The 15,734-nt window shown below is 65.5% G+C and carries 17 protein-coding genes; 9 read left to right on the top strand and 8 right to left on the bottom strand.

Translation table 11 applies throughout. The annotated features are described in order from the left end of the window. Positions 1-57: 57 nt before the first annotated feature. The 3 genes from R3P93_RS05975 to R3P93_RS05965 are packed head-to-tail and all read left to right on the top strand — an operon-like array spanning position 58 to position 2,328. Positions 58-822 (top strand): crotonase/enoyl-CoA hydratase family protein, encoded by a 765-nt coding sequence (locus R3P93_RS05975; protein ID WP_149405111.1) that lies wholly within the window; start codon positions 58-60, stop codon positions 820-822. Continuing rightward, positions 819-2,066 carry a hypothetical protein gene (locus tag R3P93_RS05970; protein ID WP_317532620.1) on the top strand — a complete coding sequence of 416 codons (1,248 nt, stop codon included), beginning with the start codon at positions 819-821 and terminating at the stop codon, positions 2,064-2,066. The genes R3P93_RS05975 and R3P93_RS05970 overlap by 4 nt, the downstream gene beginning before the upstream one ends. 16 nt (positions 2,067-2,082) lie before the next feature. Continuing rightward, positions 2,083-2,328, top strand: coding sequence for a DUF2630 family protein (locus R3P93_RS05965; RefSeq protein WP_068050123.1), 246 nt, complete (start codon positions 2,083-2,085; stop codon positions 2,326-2,328). 10 nt (positions 2,329-2,338) lie between these two features. Here the strand turns inward: R3P93_RS05965 and R3P93_RS05960 are convergent, their stop codons facing one another. Further along, on the bottom strand, positions 2,339-3,097 hold the full coding sequence (locus tag R3P93_RS05960) for an SDR family oxidoreductase (RefSeq protein ID WP_317532619.1): 759 nt from the start codon (positions 3,095-3,097) through the stop codon (positions 2,339-2,341). A gap of 29 nt (positions 3,098-3,126) precedes the next feature. Between R3P93_RS05960 and R3P93_RS05955 the strand changes: the two genes are divergently transcribed. Together R3P93_RS05955 and R3P93_RS05950 are read left to right on the top strand one after the other, a co-directional pair. Then, the gene (locus tag R3P93_RS05955) at positions 3,127-4,557 is read left to right on the top strand and encodes a dihydrolipoyl dehydrogenase family protein (protein WP_149405108.1); all 1,431 of its coding nucleotides are present in this window, start codon (positions 3,127-3,129) and stop codon (positions 4,555-4,557) included. Between the two features lie 55 nt (positions 4,558-4,612). Further along, on the top strand, positions 4,613-5,389 hold the full coding sequence (locus R3P93_RS05950) for an IclR family transcriptional regulator (RefSeq protein ID WP_394855259.1): 777 nt from the start codon (positions 4,613-4,615) through the stop codon (positions 5,387-5,389). Here the strand turns inward: R3P93_RS05950 and R3P93_RS05945 are convergent. The 5 genes from R3P93_RS05945 to R3P93_RS05925 form a co-directional block, all read right to left on the bottom strand. Then, the gene (locus R3P93_RS05945) at positions 5,377-6,366 is read right to left on the bottom strand and encodes a 2-hydroxyacid dehydrogenase (RefSeq protein WP_283347140.1); all 990 of its coding nucleotides are present in this window, start codon (positions 6,364-6,366) and stop codon (positions 5,377-5,379) included. The two genes, R3P93_RS05950 and R3P93_RS05945, sit on opposite strands and share 13 nt — an antisense overlap. Then, positions 6,363-7,322: a hydroxymethylglutaryl-CoA lyase gene (locus R3P93_RS05940; RefSeq protein WP_317532618.1), complete on the bottom strand. Its 960-nt coding sequence runs from the start codon at positions 7,320-7,322 to the stop codon at positions 6,363-6,365. Before R3P93_RS05940 ends, R3P93_RS05945 begins: the two co-directional genes overlap by 4 nt. Further along, on the bottom strand, positions 7,323-8,543 hold the full coding sequence (locus tag R3P93_RS05935) for a CaiB/BaiF CoA transferase family protein (RefSeq protein WP_068050101.1): 1,221 nt from the start codon (positions 8,541-8,543) through the stop codon (positions 7,323-7,325). Positions 8,544-8,575: 32 nt separating this feature from the next. Continuing rightward, the gene (locus R3P93_RS05930) at positions 8,576-9,967 is read right to left on the bottom strand and encodes a GntP family permease (protein ID WP_269594603.1); all 1,392 of its coding nucleotides are present in this window, start codon (positions 9,965-9,967) and stop codon (positions 8,576-8,578) included. Between the two features lie 126 nt (positions 9,968-10,093). After that, positions 10,094-10,654, bottom strand: a complete 561-nt coding sequence (locus tag R3P93_RS05925; protein ID WP_149405103.1) for a molybdenum cofactor biosysynthesis protein — start codon at positions 10,652-10,654, stop codon at positions 10,094-10,096. A gap of 74 nt (positions 10,655-10,728) precedes the next feature. Between R3P93_RS05925 and R3P93_RS05920 the strand changes: the two genes are divergently transcribed. After that, a complete protein-coding gene (locus tag R3P93_RS05920; protein WP_317532617.1) occupies positions 10,729-12,273 on the top strand; it encodes a carboxylesterase/lipase family protein in 1,545 nt (514 codons plus the stop codon). On the opposite strand, the gene R3P93_RS05915 is transcribed toward R3P93_RS05920, so the two are convergent. Continuing rightward, entirely contained in the window at positions 12,266-13,132 is an 867-nt protein-coding gene (locus tag R3P93_RS05915) for a DNA-formamidopyrimidine glycosylase family protein (protein ID WP_317532616.1), read from the bottom strand. The two genes, R3P93_RS05920 and R3P93_RS05915, sit on opposite strands and share 8 nt — an antisense overlap. Positions 13,133-13,161: 29 nt before the next feature. On the opposite strand from R3P93_RS05915, the gene R3P93_RS05910 reads away from it, so the two are divergent. Genes R3P93_RS05910 through R3P93_RS05900 form a run of 3 tightly spaced genes read left to right on the top strand, consistent with a single transcriptional unit; the run spans position 13,162 to position 14,849 of the window. Beyond that, positions 13,162-13,962 (top strand): thymidylate synthase, encoded by an 801-nt coding sequence (locus R3P93_RS05910; RefSeq protein ID WP_149405596.1) that lies wholly within the window; start codon positions 13,162-13,164, stop codon positions 13,960-13,962. After that, on the top strand, positions 13,959-14,468 hold the full coding sequence (locus tag R3P93_RS05905) for a dihydrofolate reductase (protein WP_149405100.1): 510 nt from the start codon (positions 13,959-13,961) through the stop codon (positions 14,466-14,468). The genes R3P93_RS05910 and R3P93_RS05905 overlap by 4 nt, the downstream gene beginning before the upstream one ends. 54 nt (positions 14,469-14,522) lie before the next feature. Beyond that, on the top strand, positions 14,523-14,849 hold the full coding sequence (locus R3P93_RS05900; RefSeq protein ID WP_032395790.1) for a cupin domain-containing protein: 327 nt from the start codon (positions 14,523-14,525) through the stop codon (positions 14,847-14,849). On the opposite strand, the gene R3P93_RS05895 is transcribed toward R3P93_RS05900, so the two are convergent. Continuing rightward, entirely contained in the window at positions 14,842-15,702 is an 861-nt protein-coding gene (locus R3P93_RS05895; RefSeq protein WP_149405099.1) for a universal stress protein, read from the bottom strand. The genes R3P93_RS05900 and R3P93_RS05895 overlap by 8 nt on opposite strands. Between the last annotated feature and the right edge of the window lie 32 nt (positions 15,703-15,734).

Raw genomic sequence — 15,734 nt, 5'->3', positions numbered from 1 at the left:
GGATTGAAGCACTGATTCACTGCTTCACGCAAGAGAACTCGAGTAGGGTTCACAGACATGTCGGTACGGATCGAACGATCAGGCCCCGTCACCACAATCGTCCTGTCGCGCCCTGAGGTGCGGAACGCTGTCGACGGCCCGACCGCCCAGGAGCTGACCCAGGCGTTCGAGGAGTTCGACGCCGACGAGTCCGCGTCGGTGGCCGTGCTGTGGGGCGAAGGCGGCACGTTCTGCTCGGGAGCCGATCTCGAGGCACTCGGGACATCACGCTCCAACCACGCCACCGAACACGGCGACGGCCCGATGGGTCCGACGAGAATGCGGTTGTCCAAGCCCGTCATCGCGGCTGTCTCCGGGTACGCCGTGGCGGGCGGACTGGAACTCGCACTGTGGTGCGACCTTCGCATCGCCGAGGACGACGCGACGTTCGGCGTGTTCTGCCGACGCTGGGGTGTTCCCTTGATCGACGGCGGCACAGTGCGTTTGCCGCGCATCGTCGGAACCGGCCGGGCGATGGACATGGTCCTCACCGGTCGCGCAGTCGATGCGCAGGAAGCTCTGAACATCGGACTGATCACCCGAGTCGTTCCGGTGGGGCGAGCTCGCTCGGAGGCGGAGGCCCTGGCTGCCGAACTCGCCCTGCTACCTCAGACCTGCATGCGCGAGGATCGCCTGTCCGTCCTCGAACAGGACGGCCTCGACGAGGAGGCAGCGCTGAAGAACGAGTTTCGGCACGGAGCCATCTCGATCACCGCCGACGCACTCACCGGCGCGAGCAAGTTCGTCTCGGGCGCGGGACGTCACGGCACCCCGAGTCCGTGAAGTCCACGCGCCTGTCGGTGATCGACGAGATATTTCTCCGGACCCACCGCGGCTACGGAATTCCTATTGCACTGCAAGGTATCTGGCGCACGACCGAGAGGGTGAGCAGGGAAGAACTCGACAGGATCCACGACGAACTGGCCGTCGGGCAGCTCGGCCGTCGAGTCGGCAGGCCCCGCATCCCCGGGGCGCGACTTCGATGGGACATCTCGTCCGAATCGCTTCCCCTCGAGTACGGCACCGACGCGGTCGACGACATCATCGGCTGGGCCGACGCGCAGGCAGACGTTCGACTCGATCCGCAGTACGGACCCGGCTGGCGGTTGACGGCCGCGCCCGTTGCACACGGGGGAACCGTACTGTCCCTGGTGTGTTCGCACGCGATGGCCGATGCCCGTGAACTCATCGACGCGGCGGCACAGGCATTCTCAGGATCGGCACCGGTGCATGTGCTGCACCCGGGCTCGGACGTGAAGGATGCGCTCGCGATGATCGTCACCGTTCTCCTACGCTCCATCGCGGCGACGGCAAGATTGTGGGTCAGCAAGAAAGCCAGAGCCGAATTGCGAGCGTTCACCACCGCCGACAGCGGCGGTATCGCACCGCACCACGCGAACAGAATGACGTCGGTGATCGTGGATGTCGATGCTGCGGAGTGGGATTCGGCTGCCCGACGCGTCGGCGGATCGGCCAATTCGCTGTTCGTCTCCGTCGTCGCCGCCACGATGAACGAACTCGGTTCTCACGCAGTGACCGTCGACATTCCTTTCCGCACCGGGTCCGGTGATGCCAATGCGATCGGCATGGCCACCGTCGCCGTCCGCGGAGACGACTCGCCCGCCGTCATCCGAGCAGCCTGCAAGGAGGCGTTCGGCAAGCCGGTCGGAGCTCCGGCAGGCTATCCACCCGAGATCGTCCAGTTGCTCCCCCACCGCGTCGCCGCGAAGCTGACGTCGACCCCGGGGCGCGGAGAAGTGTTGTGCTCCAACATCGGCGACATTCCCGACGGCATCACTGCGCTCGGCTCGCACCGATCGTGCGGACTCGCGACCCGGGCGATCCATCCGAACCCGTCGGGCGCACTGTCGACGATCCGAATGTCCACCTATCTCTCCCGACTGGACGGCAACTACACGCTCTCGCTGGTGTGCACCGATGACGCCCTGGCCGGATCGCCGGCCGAGCTCACCGCGGCCCTGCAGCGAGCACTTGCGACGCGGAACCTGGCCGCCAAACCCTGGTAGGTCTAGCGTTGTCGCCATGAACGAGCACGATATCCACACAAAGATCCAGCAGCTCATCGCCACCGAGCACAAGCTCCGCACCGAAGCCCAATCCGGGGACGTCGACCCGGACACCGAGAAGGCCCAACTGGCCTCCCTCGAGCACGCCCTGGACCAGTGCTGGGACCTGCTCCGCCAGCGTAGGGCGCGTATCGATGCAGGCAAGAACCCCGACGCGGCAACCGCCAACAGCGTCGACCGGGTCGAGGGGTACCTGCAGTGAACCCCGGAACCTAGACCATTCGATCCGTCAGCACATTCGGTAGGAACCGAAGCGCCGCGTCGATGCCCCGCCACTTGAGTCCCGGTAGCGCGGCGCGGCGGGTTTCGCTCTCGATCGCGTCGACCATTGCCGACACTCCCTCGTCCAGAGTGGCTGTGAGAGCGGCACTGTCACCCGCGTTGGCCGACATGTCGGTGGCGATGAAGCCGGGCAGCAGTGTGGTGACGGCGATGTCGGTTCGCGACAGTTCCGTCGCCAACGATTCACCCAGCGAGGCCACTGCGGCTTTGCTCGCCGAGTAGGTCGCCTTGGCCCCCGGCAGTCCCCGGTCGGCGCTGACGGACGAGACGAACACCAGGTGCCCGTGTTTCTGTGCTCGGAAGATCGACAGCGCCGCCTCGGCCTGCGACAGCGCCCCGATGAAGTTCGTGTGGGCGGTCTGCAGGTTGGCCTCGGCTCGCCCGGTCCCGATCTTCGCACCCTTGCCGAGCCCGGCATTGACGATCACTCGATCGAGTCCACCCAATTCGTCTCGTAATTTTCCGAACACCTCACCGACCGCATCGTGATCGGTGACGTCGAGGGCCCGGACCGCCACGGTGATGTTCGGATTGTGGTGCATCAAGTCGGCACGAAGGTCGTCCAACCGCTCGACCCGACGCGCACAGAGCGCCAGATCCCGGCCCATGCCTGCGAACCGTCGCGCCATTTCCTCACCCAGCCCCGAGCTCGCTCCGGTGATCAGAATCTTGTTCCGAGTGGTCGCCATAAGCGGCGAGCCTATGTCACTGTGGAGCAATGGCCTCAGAAAGCTCGGAATTCGATGTCATCGTCATCGGCGGTGGACCGGTCGGCGAGAATGCCGCCCAGTACGCCATCGCAGGCAGCGACCGCACCGCGGCGATCGTCGAGCACGAACTTCTCGGTGGTGAATGCTCCTATTGGGCATGCATGCCGAGCAAGGCACTGCTGCGCCCCAGCGAGGTTCTCGACACCGCACGAAACATGCCGGGCGTCAAGGAACTGGTGGGCGATCAACCCCTCGACGCCGACGCCGTCCTGGCCCGACGCGAATCCTTCACCCACGGTCTCGACGACTCCTCGCAGGTGGCGTGGGCCGAGTCGGCCGGCATCTCGGTGATCCGTGGCCACGGTCGCCTCACCGGGGAGAGAACCGTCGAGGTCGACGGCCGCACACTCACAGCCCGTCACGCTGTTGTTCTCGCCACCGGAACCACCGCATCCGTACCGAACACACCCGGCCTGCGCGATGCCCTGCCGTGGATCTCCCGCGATGCCACCAACATTCACGAGACCCCCGGTCACATCGCCGTCATCGGCGGTGGCGTCGTCGCCACGGAGGCGGCCACCTGGTTGCTCTCGCTCGGCGCGAAGGTCACAATGATCGTGCGCGGATCGTCGCTGCTGGCCGGTTCCGAACCGTTCGCCGGTGAACTCGTCGCCGAGGCTCTGACGAAGCGAGGCGCGAAAATCATGCTCGACGCCTCCCTCGAGACGGTGTCACGAGAGAACCCGGCCGACACCGGCATCGGCCGAATCCACGGGGGCACTGTCCGTCTCGTCGTCGACGGTACCGAGATCGTCGCCGATGAAGTGCTCGTTGCTGCGGGACGTACTCCGGCGAGTTCCGACCTAGGACTGTCGAGCCTCGGACTCGAGGACGGGCGCTACATCGACGTCGACGATCATCTGACCGTTCCCGGCCACGACTGGCTCTACGCGGTGGGCGATGTCAACGGCCGAGCGCCGCTGACACACATGGGCAAGTATCAGGGCCGAGTGGCCGGTGACGTCATTGCCGCCAGGGCCGACGGCAAGCCGCTGGACAGCAAGCGATTCCGCGCATCAGCGGATCACGGCCAGATCCCCCAGGTGGTGTTCACGCCGGTCGAGGTGGCATCCGTCGGACTGACCGAGGCCAAGGCCCGAGAAGAAGGCATCGACGTCGAGATCGTGGCCCAGGACATCGCAGTCGCGGGTTCGTCTCTGCAACAGGACGATTACTCGGGGCGAGCGCAGCTGGTGATCGACCGCGCCACCGACACGATCGTGGGCGCAACCTTCGTCGGGCCGGGTGTGGCCGAGCTGGTGCATGCAGCCACGGTGGCTGTGGTCGGCAAGGTTTCGCTCGACGACCTGTGGCATGCGGTGCCGTCGTACCCGACGGTCAGCGAGATCTGGCTGCGGCTGCTCGAATCTCGACGCTGAGTACGCGCTCGGGCACAATCGCCTCGCGGATCGCGTGGCCGAGTAGATTGGACGGGTGAACACCGAGAGTGCGTCGAAGCAGCAACCGCTTCTGGTGCTGGGCAAGATCACCGAGATTCTCGACGCCTTCTCGTTCGACCGTCCGTCCATGACCCTCGGTGAGATCCAACAGACCACCGGCCTGCCGACCTCGACGGTGCAGCGTCTCGTGACCAACCTTGTGCAGCAGGGATTTCTGGATCGGAGCGGCGACCGCATTCGCATCGGGGTCCGCATGGCCTATTGGGCCGCAACGGCCACCAAGGACCTCGACGTGCTGTCGGTCGTCAACCCCGTGCTCAAGGACATGCGAGACCTGACGACCGAGACCGCATGCTTCTTTCGGCCCGAACAGAACTACCGCGTGTGCGTCGCCATCGCCGAGACGCGGCATGCCCTGCGCCGAGACATGTACGTCGGCAAGGTCATCCCGCTCAGCGCAGAATCGGCCAGCCGCGTCCTGCTGGCCTGGGACGACGAGCTCGCCGAGCGCGTCCTGTCTCGCGAACTCGAATCGTTGACCGAGCAGACGGTGACCGAGGCAGAGACGATGCGAACGCTGTTGGCGCAGACCAGAGCCGACGGGTACGCGATCACCACCGGCGAGCGCGAAACCGGTGCCTCGGGACTGTCTGCGCCGGTGTTCGATTCGGCCGCGGACATCGTCGGTGCCGTCACCATCAGCGGTCCGACGCTGCGGATGCCGCAGTCGCAGTGCGAGGACTGGGTGGATCTGCTGATCTCCCATGCCGAACAGATCACGAGAACCCTGGGCGGCCGCTACCCCGCGTGAGACCAGGCGTCGGGATTCACCGGATGCGGCGGCATCGAACCACCGAACATCGCCGCTGCATTGGTTGCGCACAGCCGCGCCATCTCCGAACGCACCGACACCGTCGCGCTCCCCACATGCGGAAGCAACACCGTGTTGGGCAGCTCCGCGAGGCCCGGCTCGAGGGCCGGCTCACGCTCGTAGACGTCCAATCCCGCTGCGGCAACGGCGCCCTCGCGAAGTGCGGTCACCAGAGCTGCCTCGTCGACCACCGGTCCGCGCGCGGTGTTGATCACGATCGCCGACGGCTTCATCGCCCCGAGTACGGCGGTGTCCACCAGATGGTGCGTGGAATCCGACAGCGGAACATGGAGGGACAGAAAGTCGCTGGAGGTGACGATCTCGTCCCACGACGCATGCTCGACGCGACCGGCGAACTCGCCGAGCTCGTTCTCGGAGACCTCGCGATCGCCGGGCGGGCGGGGGCAGAACTTGACCGTCATCCCGAAACCCAATGCCCGACGCGCAGTGGCGCGGGCGATCCGACCGAAGCCGGCCAGTCCCAGCACCCGGCCCGAGACATCGCTGCCGAGAAGCAGTTCGGGCTCCCAGCCGGTGAACGCGCCGGAACGGACGAACGCATCGGCCTCGACGGCGCGGCGGGCAGTCGACAGGATCAGCAACATCGCGATGTCCGCGGTCGAATCGGTCAACACCCCGGGGGTGTTGGCGACAGTGACGCCCCGCTGGGTTGCCGCCGCGATGTCGATGTTGTCGAATCCGACTGCGTAGTTGGATATTCCGACGAGAGACGCCGACTCCAGCAACTCCGCGTCGAACCGATCACGCAATTGAGAGACGACCACGGAGTACCCACCCGAGGCGCAGGCCTCGACCAACTGCTGGTGATCGACTTCCCGCAGGTCCACTTCTCCTGCGGCGCGCAGGATATCCATGCCCGGCGCGGGGATCTCGGTGGTGACGAGGATTCGACTCATGCGACCCACTCGAAGGCGGCAGGAGTGGAGCCTGCGGAACGACCGGTTCTGGATGAGCCCTTGGAACGTGCACCCTGAACGGTTTTCGAGCGCATGGGCTCGTTCAACTCGGTGAGCAGTTCCTCCGACAGAGTTGCCATGGCCGCCAGGGTTTTCGGCTCGAACCAGTCCGGCCGTGTCGCGAACAGAATGTCCTCCGACGAGGTGTTGCCGCTGGCCCCTGGCGCGAAGGGACACCCGCCGAGCCCGCCGAGGGAACCGTCGACCATCGTGGCTCCGGCCGAGATCGCGGCGAGTGTGTTCGCGACGCCCAGGCCCCAGGTGTCGTGTCCGTGGAAGACCACTCTGCGATCGGGAGTTTCGGCGCGCACACGCTCGATCAGCGACTGCACCTGCACCGGTACCGCCTGCCCCAGGGTGTCGCAGATGACGATATCGGTTGCGCCGGTTGCACGTTCGTCGTTGGCGATCTCGATGACGCGATCCGGCGGCACCTGTCCCTCGAACGGGCAGGTGAAGGAGGTCGCGATACACAGCTCGATCTCACCGTCCACCGATCGAGTGATGTCCACGGCGTCGGGCATCGCGGCCAGGGACACCTCGGTGGTCCGACCGATGTTGGCCTGATTGTGCGAGTCCGACGCGGAGAAGCAGTACTGAAAGTTGCGAGCCCCAGCGGCAGCGGCCTTCTCCACATGCCGTGGAGTGGCGACCCACACCCAGCATCGGGCGAGTTCGGCGGCGGTGAGCTCACCGATCACCTCGAGAGTGTTGGCCATCGGGGGCACCTTGTCGCCCCGCGCCATCGACCCGATCTCGAGCGACGGTACGCCGAGTTCGATGAGGGCCCTGATGATCTCGAGCTTGCGATCGGTGGGGAGCATCTTGCCGGTCAGCTGCAGACCGTCGCGCATCGTGACGTCGCGCAACTCTGCGGCGGGAGCGAAGCGATACATTTACAGGCCCATCTCTTCGTCGGTGCGGCCGAGCAGAGTCGAGAGTACTTCCCTGGTGTGTTCGCCCAGATCCGGTCCGACGGAACGAATCGGCAGGGACGCGTCGCCGATCACCGGGACGACGCCGACGAATCCGACGTCGGTCGGCTTGTCGCCTCCGGTGTCGACCGAGAAGTGCTGAATCATGTTGCGGGCGGCGTACTGCTCGTCGGCGACGATGTCCGCAGCGGTGTAGATCGGGCCCGACGGCACTCCGGCGTCGTCGAGAATCTTCAAAGCCTGCTCGCGCGAATGCAATCCGGTCCAGGCCGAGATGGCTGCGTCCAGCTCGTCGCGTCGACGCCATCGGCCGGCGTTGGAAGCCAGGTCCGGATCGGCTCCGAGGTCGGGGCGATCGATGGTCTCCATGTAGCGCTGGAAGATCGCGTCACCGTTGCCGGCGATGATGATCGAGTGACCGTCGTTGCACGGGTACGCGTTCGACGGGGCGATGCCCTCCATGCGGCCGCCCGTGCGCTCACGTTCGACTCCGTAGGCGAGGTAATCCGGAATCAGCGATTCCATCATCGACAGGATCGATTCGTTCAGCGCCACATCGATGGAACGCTGCGCCAACGTCAGCGGCGACTGCTCGTCGGGTGCCTGCGCCGCACGCTGTGTCTGCCGCTGGAACAGTGCCATGACGCAACCGAACGCGGCGTACAGTCCGGCGATCGAGTCGCCGATCGAGACTCCCACTCGGACCGGTGGCCGGTCCGGATCACCCACGAGATTGCGAAAGCCGCCGTATGCCTCTGCGACAGCGGCGAATCCGGGTCGCTGCGACATGGGGCCGGTCTGCCCGAAGGCCGAGATGCGCGTGATGATCAATTCGGGATTGGCTGCGCTGAGCACTTCCGGCGAGATACCCCATTTCTCCAGCGTGCCGGGACGGAAATTCTCCAACACGATGTCGCACTTGGCAGCGAGGTCGACGACGTCCTTGCGTCCTTGTTCGGTACGCAGGTCCAGCACGATCGACTTCTTGTTTCGATTGATCGTGCGATACAGCATCGATGTGGTGCCGGAGTAGAGCCGCCAGTTACGCAGTTCGTCTCCGGTTCCCGGCCGTTCGACCTTGATCACCTCGGCACCGAAATCGGCGAGCATGCGCGCCGCGGTAGGGGCGGCGATGTAGTTGCCGAGCTCGAGAACTCGAACTCCGCTGAGCGGCAATGCCATCGTGTTCCTTTCGATACTCACAAAATCAGGGCTCACAGGATCCAGCTCATCGGCACGATCAACGCGATGGCGATGACCGATGCCACCGAGACGCCCACCGAGCACGTCTTGAGTGTGCCCCTGGTCGACTGTCCCATCAAGGACTGCAGCAGCCAGAAGGTGTTGCTGGTGACGTGCACGGCGAACAGCGATCCGGCACCGGCGGCGAGCGCGATGAACACCGGATCGAGCCCGATCAACGGAGCGACCGGGGCGAGGATGCCCGCGGACGTGATGGCCGAGATCGTCACCGAGCCCACGGCGATGTGCAACGCGGCAGCGATGACCCACACCATCAACAACGGAGCCGCGGTGCTGGCGGTGAAGTACTGGCCGAGGATGTCGCCGAGACCCGCCTCGTTGATGACGGCCGCGAGCGAACCACCGACACCGGTGAGGATGAGAATCTGACCGCTCTCGGCGAAACCACGGGCGAGAGCCTTCTCCACCCGGGCCTGACCGACGTGATAGCGGCCGATGAGGCAGGTCCCCACCAAGCCGATGAGCAGCGCGATGACCGGGCTGGCGATGAATTCGACCACCGGAACCGATATTTCGGCGACTTCGAGAACCGCTCCGACTGCGATGAGAACGAGCGCGAGCAGCAACGGCGAGAGCAACACCAGCAGCGACGTCTGCTTCTCGGTGCGCACCTTCTGCGCCACGCCACCTCCGGTTTCGAGGGGCTCGTCGTCGGAATCGGCAGGCTCGGGAACCACAGGCTGCTCGACTACGGTGATCTGTTGCTCGTCCTTCTCCTCGTTCCACCAGCCGTGTCGGAAGACGAACGACATGATGGCCACCGACAGCACGACGACGGGAACGATCAGGATCAATCCGTAGATCATCATCTTGCCCAGGGGCACTCCGAGCAGTCCGGCCAGCGCGAGCGTCGCGACACCGGGGACCATGAACACGATGCCGCATTCGAGCGAGATGGCCAGTGCTGTAGCCATTCTCGCCGTACCGTACTTGCCGATCTTGGGGGCGAGGTTGCGGGCGAGCGGAGCGGAGATCACCAGCAAGACGTCGAGGAAGATGGACTGCAGCACGGTCGCGATGGTCAGCGACAACGCGTACGGGAGTCGTTTGGGCCCGAACGTTTTCAGCAACGTGCCGACGAGTCGTTGGATGGCGCTCATCTCCTGCAGCACCGAGCCCATCAGGACTCCGAAGGCGATGAGCAGCCCCACCTCGGCCATGATCTCGCCGAATCCGCCCGTGATGGTGTCGACGGTGGTCGACACTCCGAGCTTTGTCGCCAGACCCAGATACGCGGCCCCGAGAACCAGCGAGATCACCGGATTGAAGTGAAAACGAACGATGAAGACCACCACCGCCAGCACAGCGACGACGGTGTTGATCACGATCCACATGTCGGACATCGGCAGTTCTTCCCACCAGAGAGAGTGACCGTCGCCATCGAAGACGGACCGGTGTGATGCGTCGCACCATTGCTCACATTATGGGCACAGATTTACTTCGTGAGCAAGAGTGACCCCGACTTGGCGTCAGATGGGCTGTGCGCGCCGAACCGACAGCGCAGCTCGCGAGGCGTCGAGTTCGACCGGCGAGCGCACCGCCACCTCGCCGACCCGCAAGATCCCGTCGGACAACGGTTCCACGCGAAGCCCGCCGCGACCGATCAACGCTTTGCGGGCACCGTCGACGACCATCCGGTCCATCCACGCGCAGGGGTGGGCCGGTCGCCCACCGCGAAAGCGGATCCAGCCGTCACCGGAGTCGAGCTCGAATTCCAGACCTCGCAACGGGTCGAGCTCGAGCCCACGCACTACGACGTTTCTCCTGGCCACGGCCGGGTCGGGGACCTCGACGCCGAGCACATCCCCCACTGCCTCCCAGGCCTCGACGGCCAGAAAGCTCACCGCCGCCTCGGTATGCGCCCGCACGCCGAAGAACCGATCGCCCCGGATGCCCTTGTGGGCCACGATCTGGACACTCTCCGGCAGGTCCGTCGGTACGTCGGCCGGGCCGTCCTTGGATCTGCCGAAATAGGCGTGTGTGGGCGCTCGCAGCAGCTGCACGATCTCGGCGCGGTACTCGAAGGACATGCCTTCGAGTCTGCCGTGTGCCCGTCCCCCGCTGTTCTTACCCGCGGGTAAGGAGAGATCAGTACACTCGCGACATGGCTGTGACGACCCGCGTGACCACATCGGACGGCATCATCGAGGGAAAGCCGGTGGGTGATCTGACCACCTGGCGAGGCATTCCCTACGCCGCCCCGCCCGTCGGACCGCTTCGTTTCAGAGCGCCCCAACCCACCGAGCCCTGGTCGGGTGTGCGCGACGCCACCGAGTGGGGCAATGCCTCCGTTCAGCACAAGCGCGGCACGATGCTCGCAGTGGGCAAGTACCAACCGTCGAGCGAGAACTGCCTGACGCTCAACGTGTTGGCCCCGAGCACACCCAGCGCGAGCCCGCGGCCGGTCATGGTGTTCATCCACGGTGGTGCCTACACGCTCGGCACATCGGCGACCCCGCTGTACGGCGGCGGCTCTCTGGTACGCCGCTCGCTGAAGGACGGCGACGGCATCATCTACGTGTCGGTCAACTACCGACTCGGCGCACTGGGGTACCTCGACATGTCCCAGTTCTCCACTCCCGAGCGGCCGTTCGACTCCAACCTGGGCTTGCGGGATCAGGTTGCGGCGCTGGAATGGGTGCAGCGCAACATCGCGAACTTCGGCGGCGATCCGAACAACGTCACCATCTTCGGCGAGTCCGCAGGCGGCAATGCCGTCACCACTCTCATGACCGTTCCCGCCGCGAAAGGCCTGTTCGCGCAAGCCATTTCCGAAAGCTCTGCCCCGGGAATGACGGCCACCAAGGAGCGCGCCGATCAGTGGGCGCGCGAGTACGTCGGCTACCTCGGCGGCACGGTCGAGACCGCCACCGAGACCCTCGACAACGCCGAGGTGCTCCGGCTCGGCCGGGCGGGCACCAAACTCGGCCTCACCACCCTGCACCGCACCCCGGGGCTGCTCCCGTTCGGCCCGGTGATCGACGGCGACTTCCTCCCGGTCAGCCCGGTCGAGGCATACGCGAACGGAACGGCGCACCGCGTCCCGCTGATCATCGGCACCAATGCCCGTGAGGGAACACTGTTTCCGAAGTTCCTCGACGCTTTGCCCACCAACCCCGAGCGCATCACCAAGCTGTTCTCGCTCACCGATCCCGACGCCGAGGCCGTGGTCACTTCAGGCTACCGGGGCTATCCCAACGAGCGGGCAGCCATCGACTTCGGCGGCGACTTCACCTTCTGGAAGCCCTCGCTCGAAGTGGCCGAGGGACATTCGCGTCATGCACCCACGTACTTCTACCGGTTCGACTTCGCCCCGCGGTCGATGAAGCTGCTCGGATTCGACGCCACCCACGGCTTCGAGTTGTTCGCCGTGTTCGGCATCAGCGAAACACTGTTCGGCAAGGCGCTGACGCTGGCAGGCGGGCGGAAGGCCTTCGCCGAAGTCACCGAGCAGGTCCAGTCGAACTGGATTGCGTTCGCCACCAACGGAAAACCCCTCGAATCGTGGCCGGAGTACAACGAGACCGACCGCAAGACGTTGATCTTCGACACCCGCACGCGGGTACAGAAGGACCCACGGAGCGACCGTCGCAAGGCGTGGGAAGGCTACCGGGGCTACGACAGCCAGAAGCTCGAGCCCGTCACTTGAGCAGTCGCGACATGCGACGGTCGGCAAGAATCTTGCCGGCCGTCTGACACGTCGCGCAATACTGAAAAGAGCGATCGACGTAGGCGACTTCGCGGACCGGGTCGCCGCACACCGGGCACGGAAGTCCGGTCCTGGCGTGCACGCGCATCCCCGATCTCTTCTCCCCCTTCAGACGCGCCGCATCCTGCCCGGCCGAGCGGGCCACCGCGTCGGACAGCACCGAGCGCATCGCCGCGTACAGCGCCCCGACGGCCTCGGAATCGAGCTTGCTCGAGGATGCGAAAGGCGAGAGCTTCGCCACGTGCAGTATCTCGTCCGAGTAGGCATTGCCGATGCCCGCCAACAGCGACTGATCCACCAACGAAGTCTTCAGTCGCGCGGTGGTGCTGCTGAGGATCTCGGCGAATTCGAGTTCGGTGACGGTCATCGCGTCGGGTCCGAGCCGGGCGACACCGGGGACCTGTTGCGGATCGCGTACCACCCACACCGCCAGCCGTTTCTTGGTCCCCGCTTCGGTGAGATCGATCGCGGGCGTCGCTCCCTCGGGGGTGAAGAAGTGGATCCGCAGCGCGAGGGGCCCTTTGCCCGGCTTCGGCGGCGCGGCGCTGGGGTTGTCCACCCACCGCAGCCATCCTCCACGCGAGAGATGGGTGATCAGCCAGAGGTCACCGGCTCGGAGCGCCAGGTGCTTTCCGAAGCGGGCGGCATCGGTGACGTCCTTGCCCTGCAGCTCGGTGATCGGCGGATCGAATGTCTTGAGAACGCTCAGCGCAGCGATGTCGATTCGGCCGATCACGGCTCCGACGGCATGCTCGCGCAGAAAGCCGGCAAGGGCTTCCACCTCGGGTAATTCCGGCATGCGTCCAGTATGCAGCTACGATGACCGTCGTGATGGTTCCGACTCCGTACGAAGATCTGCTGCGCCGCATCCTCGATACCGGGACGGCGAAATCCGACCGCACGGGAACCGGCACCACCAGCGTGTTCGGGCATCAGATGCGCTTCGATCTGGCAGCGGGCTTCCCGTTGATCACCACCAAGAAGGTCCACCTGAAGTCGATCGTCTACGAGCTGTTGTGGTTCCTGCGCGGAGACTCGAACGCCACGTGGCTCCAGGAGCGCGGCGTCAGCATCTGGGACGAGTGGGCAGCTCCGGACGGCGAGCTCGGCCCCGTCTACGGAGTGCAGTGGCGGTCGTGGCCCACCCCGTCGGGCGAGCACATCGACCAGATCAGCCAGGTCATCGAGACCCTGAAGACCGATCCGGATTCGCGGCGAATGATCGTCTCGGCGTGGAACGTCGGCGAGATCCCGCGGATGGCGCTCCCGCCGTGCCACGCGTTCTTCCAGTTCTACGTGGCCGACGGAAAACTCTCCTGCCAGCTCTACCAGCGCAGCGCAGACATGTTTCTCGGCGTGCCGTTCAACATCGCCAGCTACGCACTGCTCACGCACATGGTGGCGGCGCAGACCGGCCTCGAGGTCGGCGAGTTCGTCTGGACCGGCGGCGACTGCCACATCTACGACAACCACCGCGAGCAGGTCACCGAGCAGCTCTCACGCGAGGCGTATCCATACCCCACTCTGAAACTGGCGCAACGGGATTCGATCTTCGATTACACCTACGAGGACATCGAGATAGTGGACTACCAGCATCACCCGGCGATCAAGGCCCCGGTAGCGGTGTGAGTGCACCGCACTTCGTCGGCCTGATCTGGGCTCAGACCACCGCGGGCGTCATCGGAGACGCGGGATCGATCCCCTGGCACGTCCCCGAGGACATGGCGCACTTCAAATCGAAGACGGCCGAGCATCCGGTGATCATGGGCCGTAAGACCTGGGACTCACTTCCTGCGAAGTTCCGTCCGCTGCCGGGCCGTCGCAACATCGTGGTCACTCGCAACTCCTCGTGGACCGCCGACGGTGCCGAGAACGCACCGAGTGTCGCCGACGCCGTGGCCCTGGTGGGCGAGAGCCCGGTCTGGATCATGGGGGGCGGCGAAATCTATCGCAGTGCAATGGATATCGCGACCCACCTGGAAGTGACCGAGGTCGATCTCGACGTGGAGGGCGATACGAAGGCCCCCGAGATTCCCGACGGCTGGGTCGCGACGGCAGGTGAGTGGCAGAGCAGCCGGGTCGACGGAACCCGATTCCGCTGGGTCGAGTACGGAAAGCCTACCCAACCTTCTTGAGCGCGTTCAGGATTCCCCCGTCGCGACTGCGAGCGGTGCGTCATACTGACGATCATGGACAAGAAGTCACTCACCGCCCTTGCCCGCCAACAGCTCAAACTTGCAGTCGGCGCGTCGAGTGGCCGCAGTTCACAGACGGTGTACGGCGGCCACCGACGCCACCTGCGGCAGACCGTGGTGGCACTGGCCGCCGGCAACAAGCTGGCCGAGCACGACCTCTCGGGCGAGTCCACCGTCCTGGTGCTCAGCGGCAAGCTCGAACTGATCTCCGGTGAGCGCTCCTGGAAGGGCTCGACCGGCGACCTTCTCGTCATCCCCGACGCCCGCCACAGCGTCGAGGCCCTCGAAGACGTGAGCTTTTTGCTGACCGTCGCTATGTGAGTGCTTTCCGCACGACCAGTACCGGACAGTCCGCGGTGTTGACGAGCGCGAAACTGGTGGAGCCCAACAGCATTCCACCGAATCCGCCGCGCCCCCGGTTGCCCACCACGATCAACGCCGCGGTTTCGGACAGTCCGCTCAGAACCCGCACCGGACGGTCCTGAGCGACGACGCGCTGCACCTCGACGTCGGGGAACCTCTCCTGCCAGCCGGCGAGGCTCTCTGCCAGCAGAACCTCCTCGCCGTCGGCGATGGCCTGCCAGTCCTTGGGCGCACGGCCGAACGACTGGGTGAGATCGACGTCGGACCACACGTGAACCGCGATCAGCACGGCGTCGCGAGCGGATGCTTCGACGAAAGCCCACTCGACCGCAGCCTGGTTGACGTCCGAGCCGTCGATACCGACGATCACCGGCCCCTCGGCAACCGGGCGGCCATCGATGTCGCGGCCTCGCACCACCGCGACCGGGGACACGCTGTGCGCGGCCAACGAGAGTGTGACAGCGCCGGTTTCGCTGGCCCCGATCACCAGCATCTCGGCCTGCGCCGAGACGCCGATGAGAACATCCATCACGCCGCCCTCGACGGCACTGGAGGTCACCTCGAAGGCAGGATCGTCGACGACCAGTGCGGCCAGCGTTTCTGCCGCCACCAACCTCGACTTGGCCGTGGCAACGAATTCGGTTGCTTCTCCTGCGAATTCGCTCAGGTCGACCACCCCCGGCATGTCGACGGCAGTGACGATGTGCAATCGCCGATCGCGTCGGTGAGCGCAGAGAGCCGCCCAGATCACGGCCTTGTCCGCTGCGGCGGATCCGTCGATACCGACGATGATCGGTCGAGAGCCTGTCACGTTTCGGGCCTCCGGTCTTGCGCGAGAACCAA

The organism is Rhodococcus cerastii (assembly GCF_033042195.1).
Lineage (GTDB): Bacteria > Actinomycetota > Actinomycetes > Mycobacteriales > Mycobacteriaceae > Rhodococcoides.
Note: the sequence above shows the minus strand (reverse complement) of the source record. Positions and strands in the feature narration are given on the sequence as shown.

What these genes read in the sequence shown, in the direction of transcription:
- R3P93_RS05915 (WP_317532616.1), bottom strand. Translation starts at nt 13,132, where the DNA reads ATGCCGGAATTACCCGAGGTGGAAGCCCTTGCCGGCTTTCTGCGCGAG.
- R3P93_RS05975 (WP_149405111.1), top strand. Translation starts at nt 58, where the DNA reads ATGTCGGTACGGATCGAACGATCAGGCCCCGTCACCACAATCGTCCTG.
- R3P93_RS05925 (WP_149405103.1), bottom strand. Translation starts at nt 10,654, where the DNA reads ATGTCCTTCGAGTACCGCGCCGAGATCGTGCAGCTGCTGCGAGCGCCC.
- R3P93_RS05965 (WP_068050123.1), top strand. Translation starts at nt 2,083, where the DNA reads ATGAACGAGCACGATATCCACACAAAGATCCAGCAGCTCATCGCCACC.
- R3P93_RS05930 (WP_269594603.1), bottom strand. Translation starts at nt 9,967, where the DNA reads ATGTCCGACATGTGGATCGTGATCAACACCGTCGTCGCTGTGCTGGCG.
- R3P93_RS05900 (WP_032395790.1), top strand. Translation starts at nt 14,523, where the DNA reads ATGGACAAGAAGTCACTCACCGCCCTTGCCCGCCAACAGCTCAAACTT.
- R3P93_RS05955 (WP_149405108.1), top strand. Translation starts at nt 3,127, where the DNA reads ATGGCCTCAGAAAGCTCGGAATTCGATGTCATCGTCATCGGCGGTGGA.
- R3P93_RS05920 (WP_317532617.1), top strand. Translation starts at nt 10,729, where the DNA reads ATGGCTGTGACGACCCGCGTGACCACATCGGACGGCATCATCGAGGGA.
- R3P93_RS05960 (WP_317532619.1), bottom strand. Translation starts at nt 3,097, where the DNA reads ATGGCGACCACTCGGAACAAGATTCTGATCACCGGAGCGAGCTCGGGG.
- R3P93_RS05945 (WP_283347140.1), bottom strand. Translation starts at nt 6,366, where the DNA reads ATGAGTCGAATCCTCGTCACCACCGAGATCCCCGCGCCGGGCATGGAT.
- R3P93_RS05935 (WP_068050101.1), bottom strand. Translation starts at nt 8,543, where the DNA reads ATGGCATTGCCGCTCAGCGGAGTTCGAGTTCTCGAGCTCGGCAACTAC.
- R3P93_RS05940 (WP_317532618.1), bottom strand. Translation starts at nt 7,322, where the DNA reads ATGTATCGCTTCGCTCCCGCCGCAGAGTTGCGCGACGTCACGATGCGC.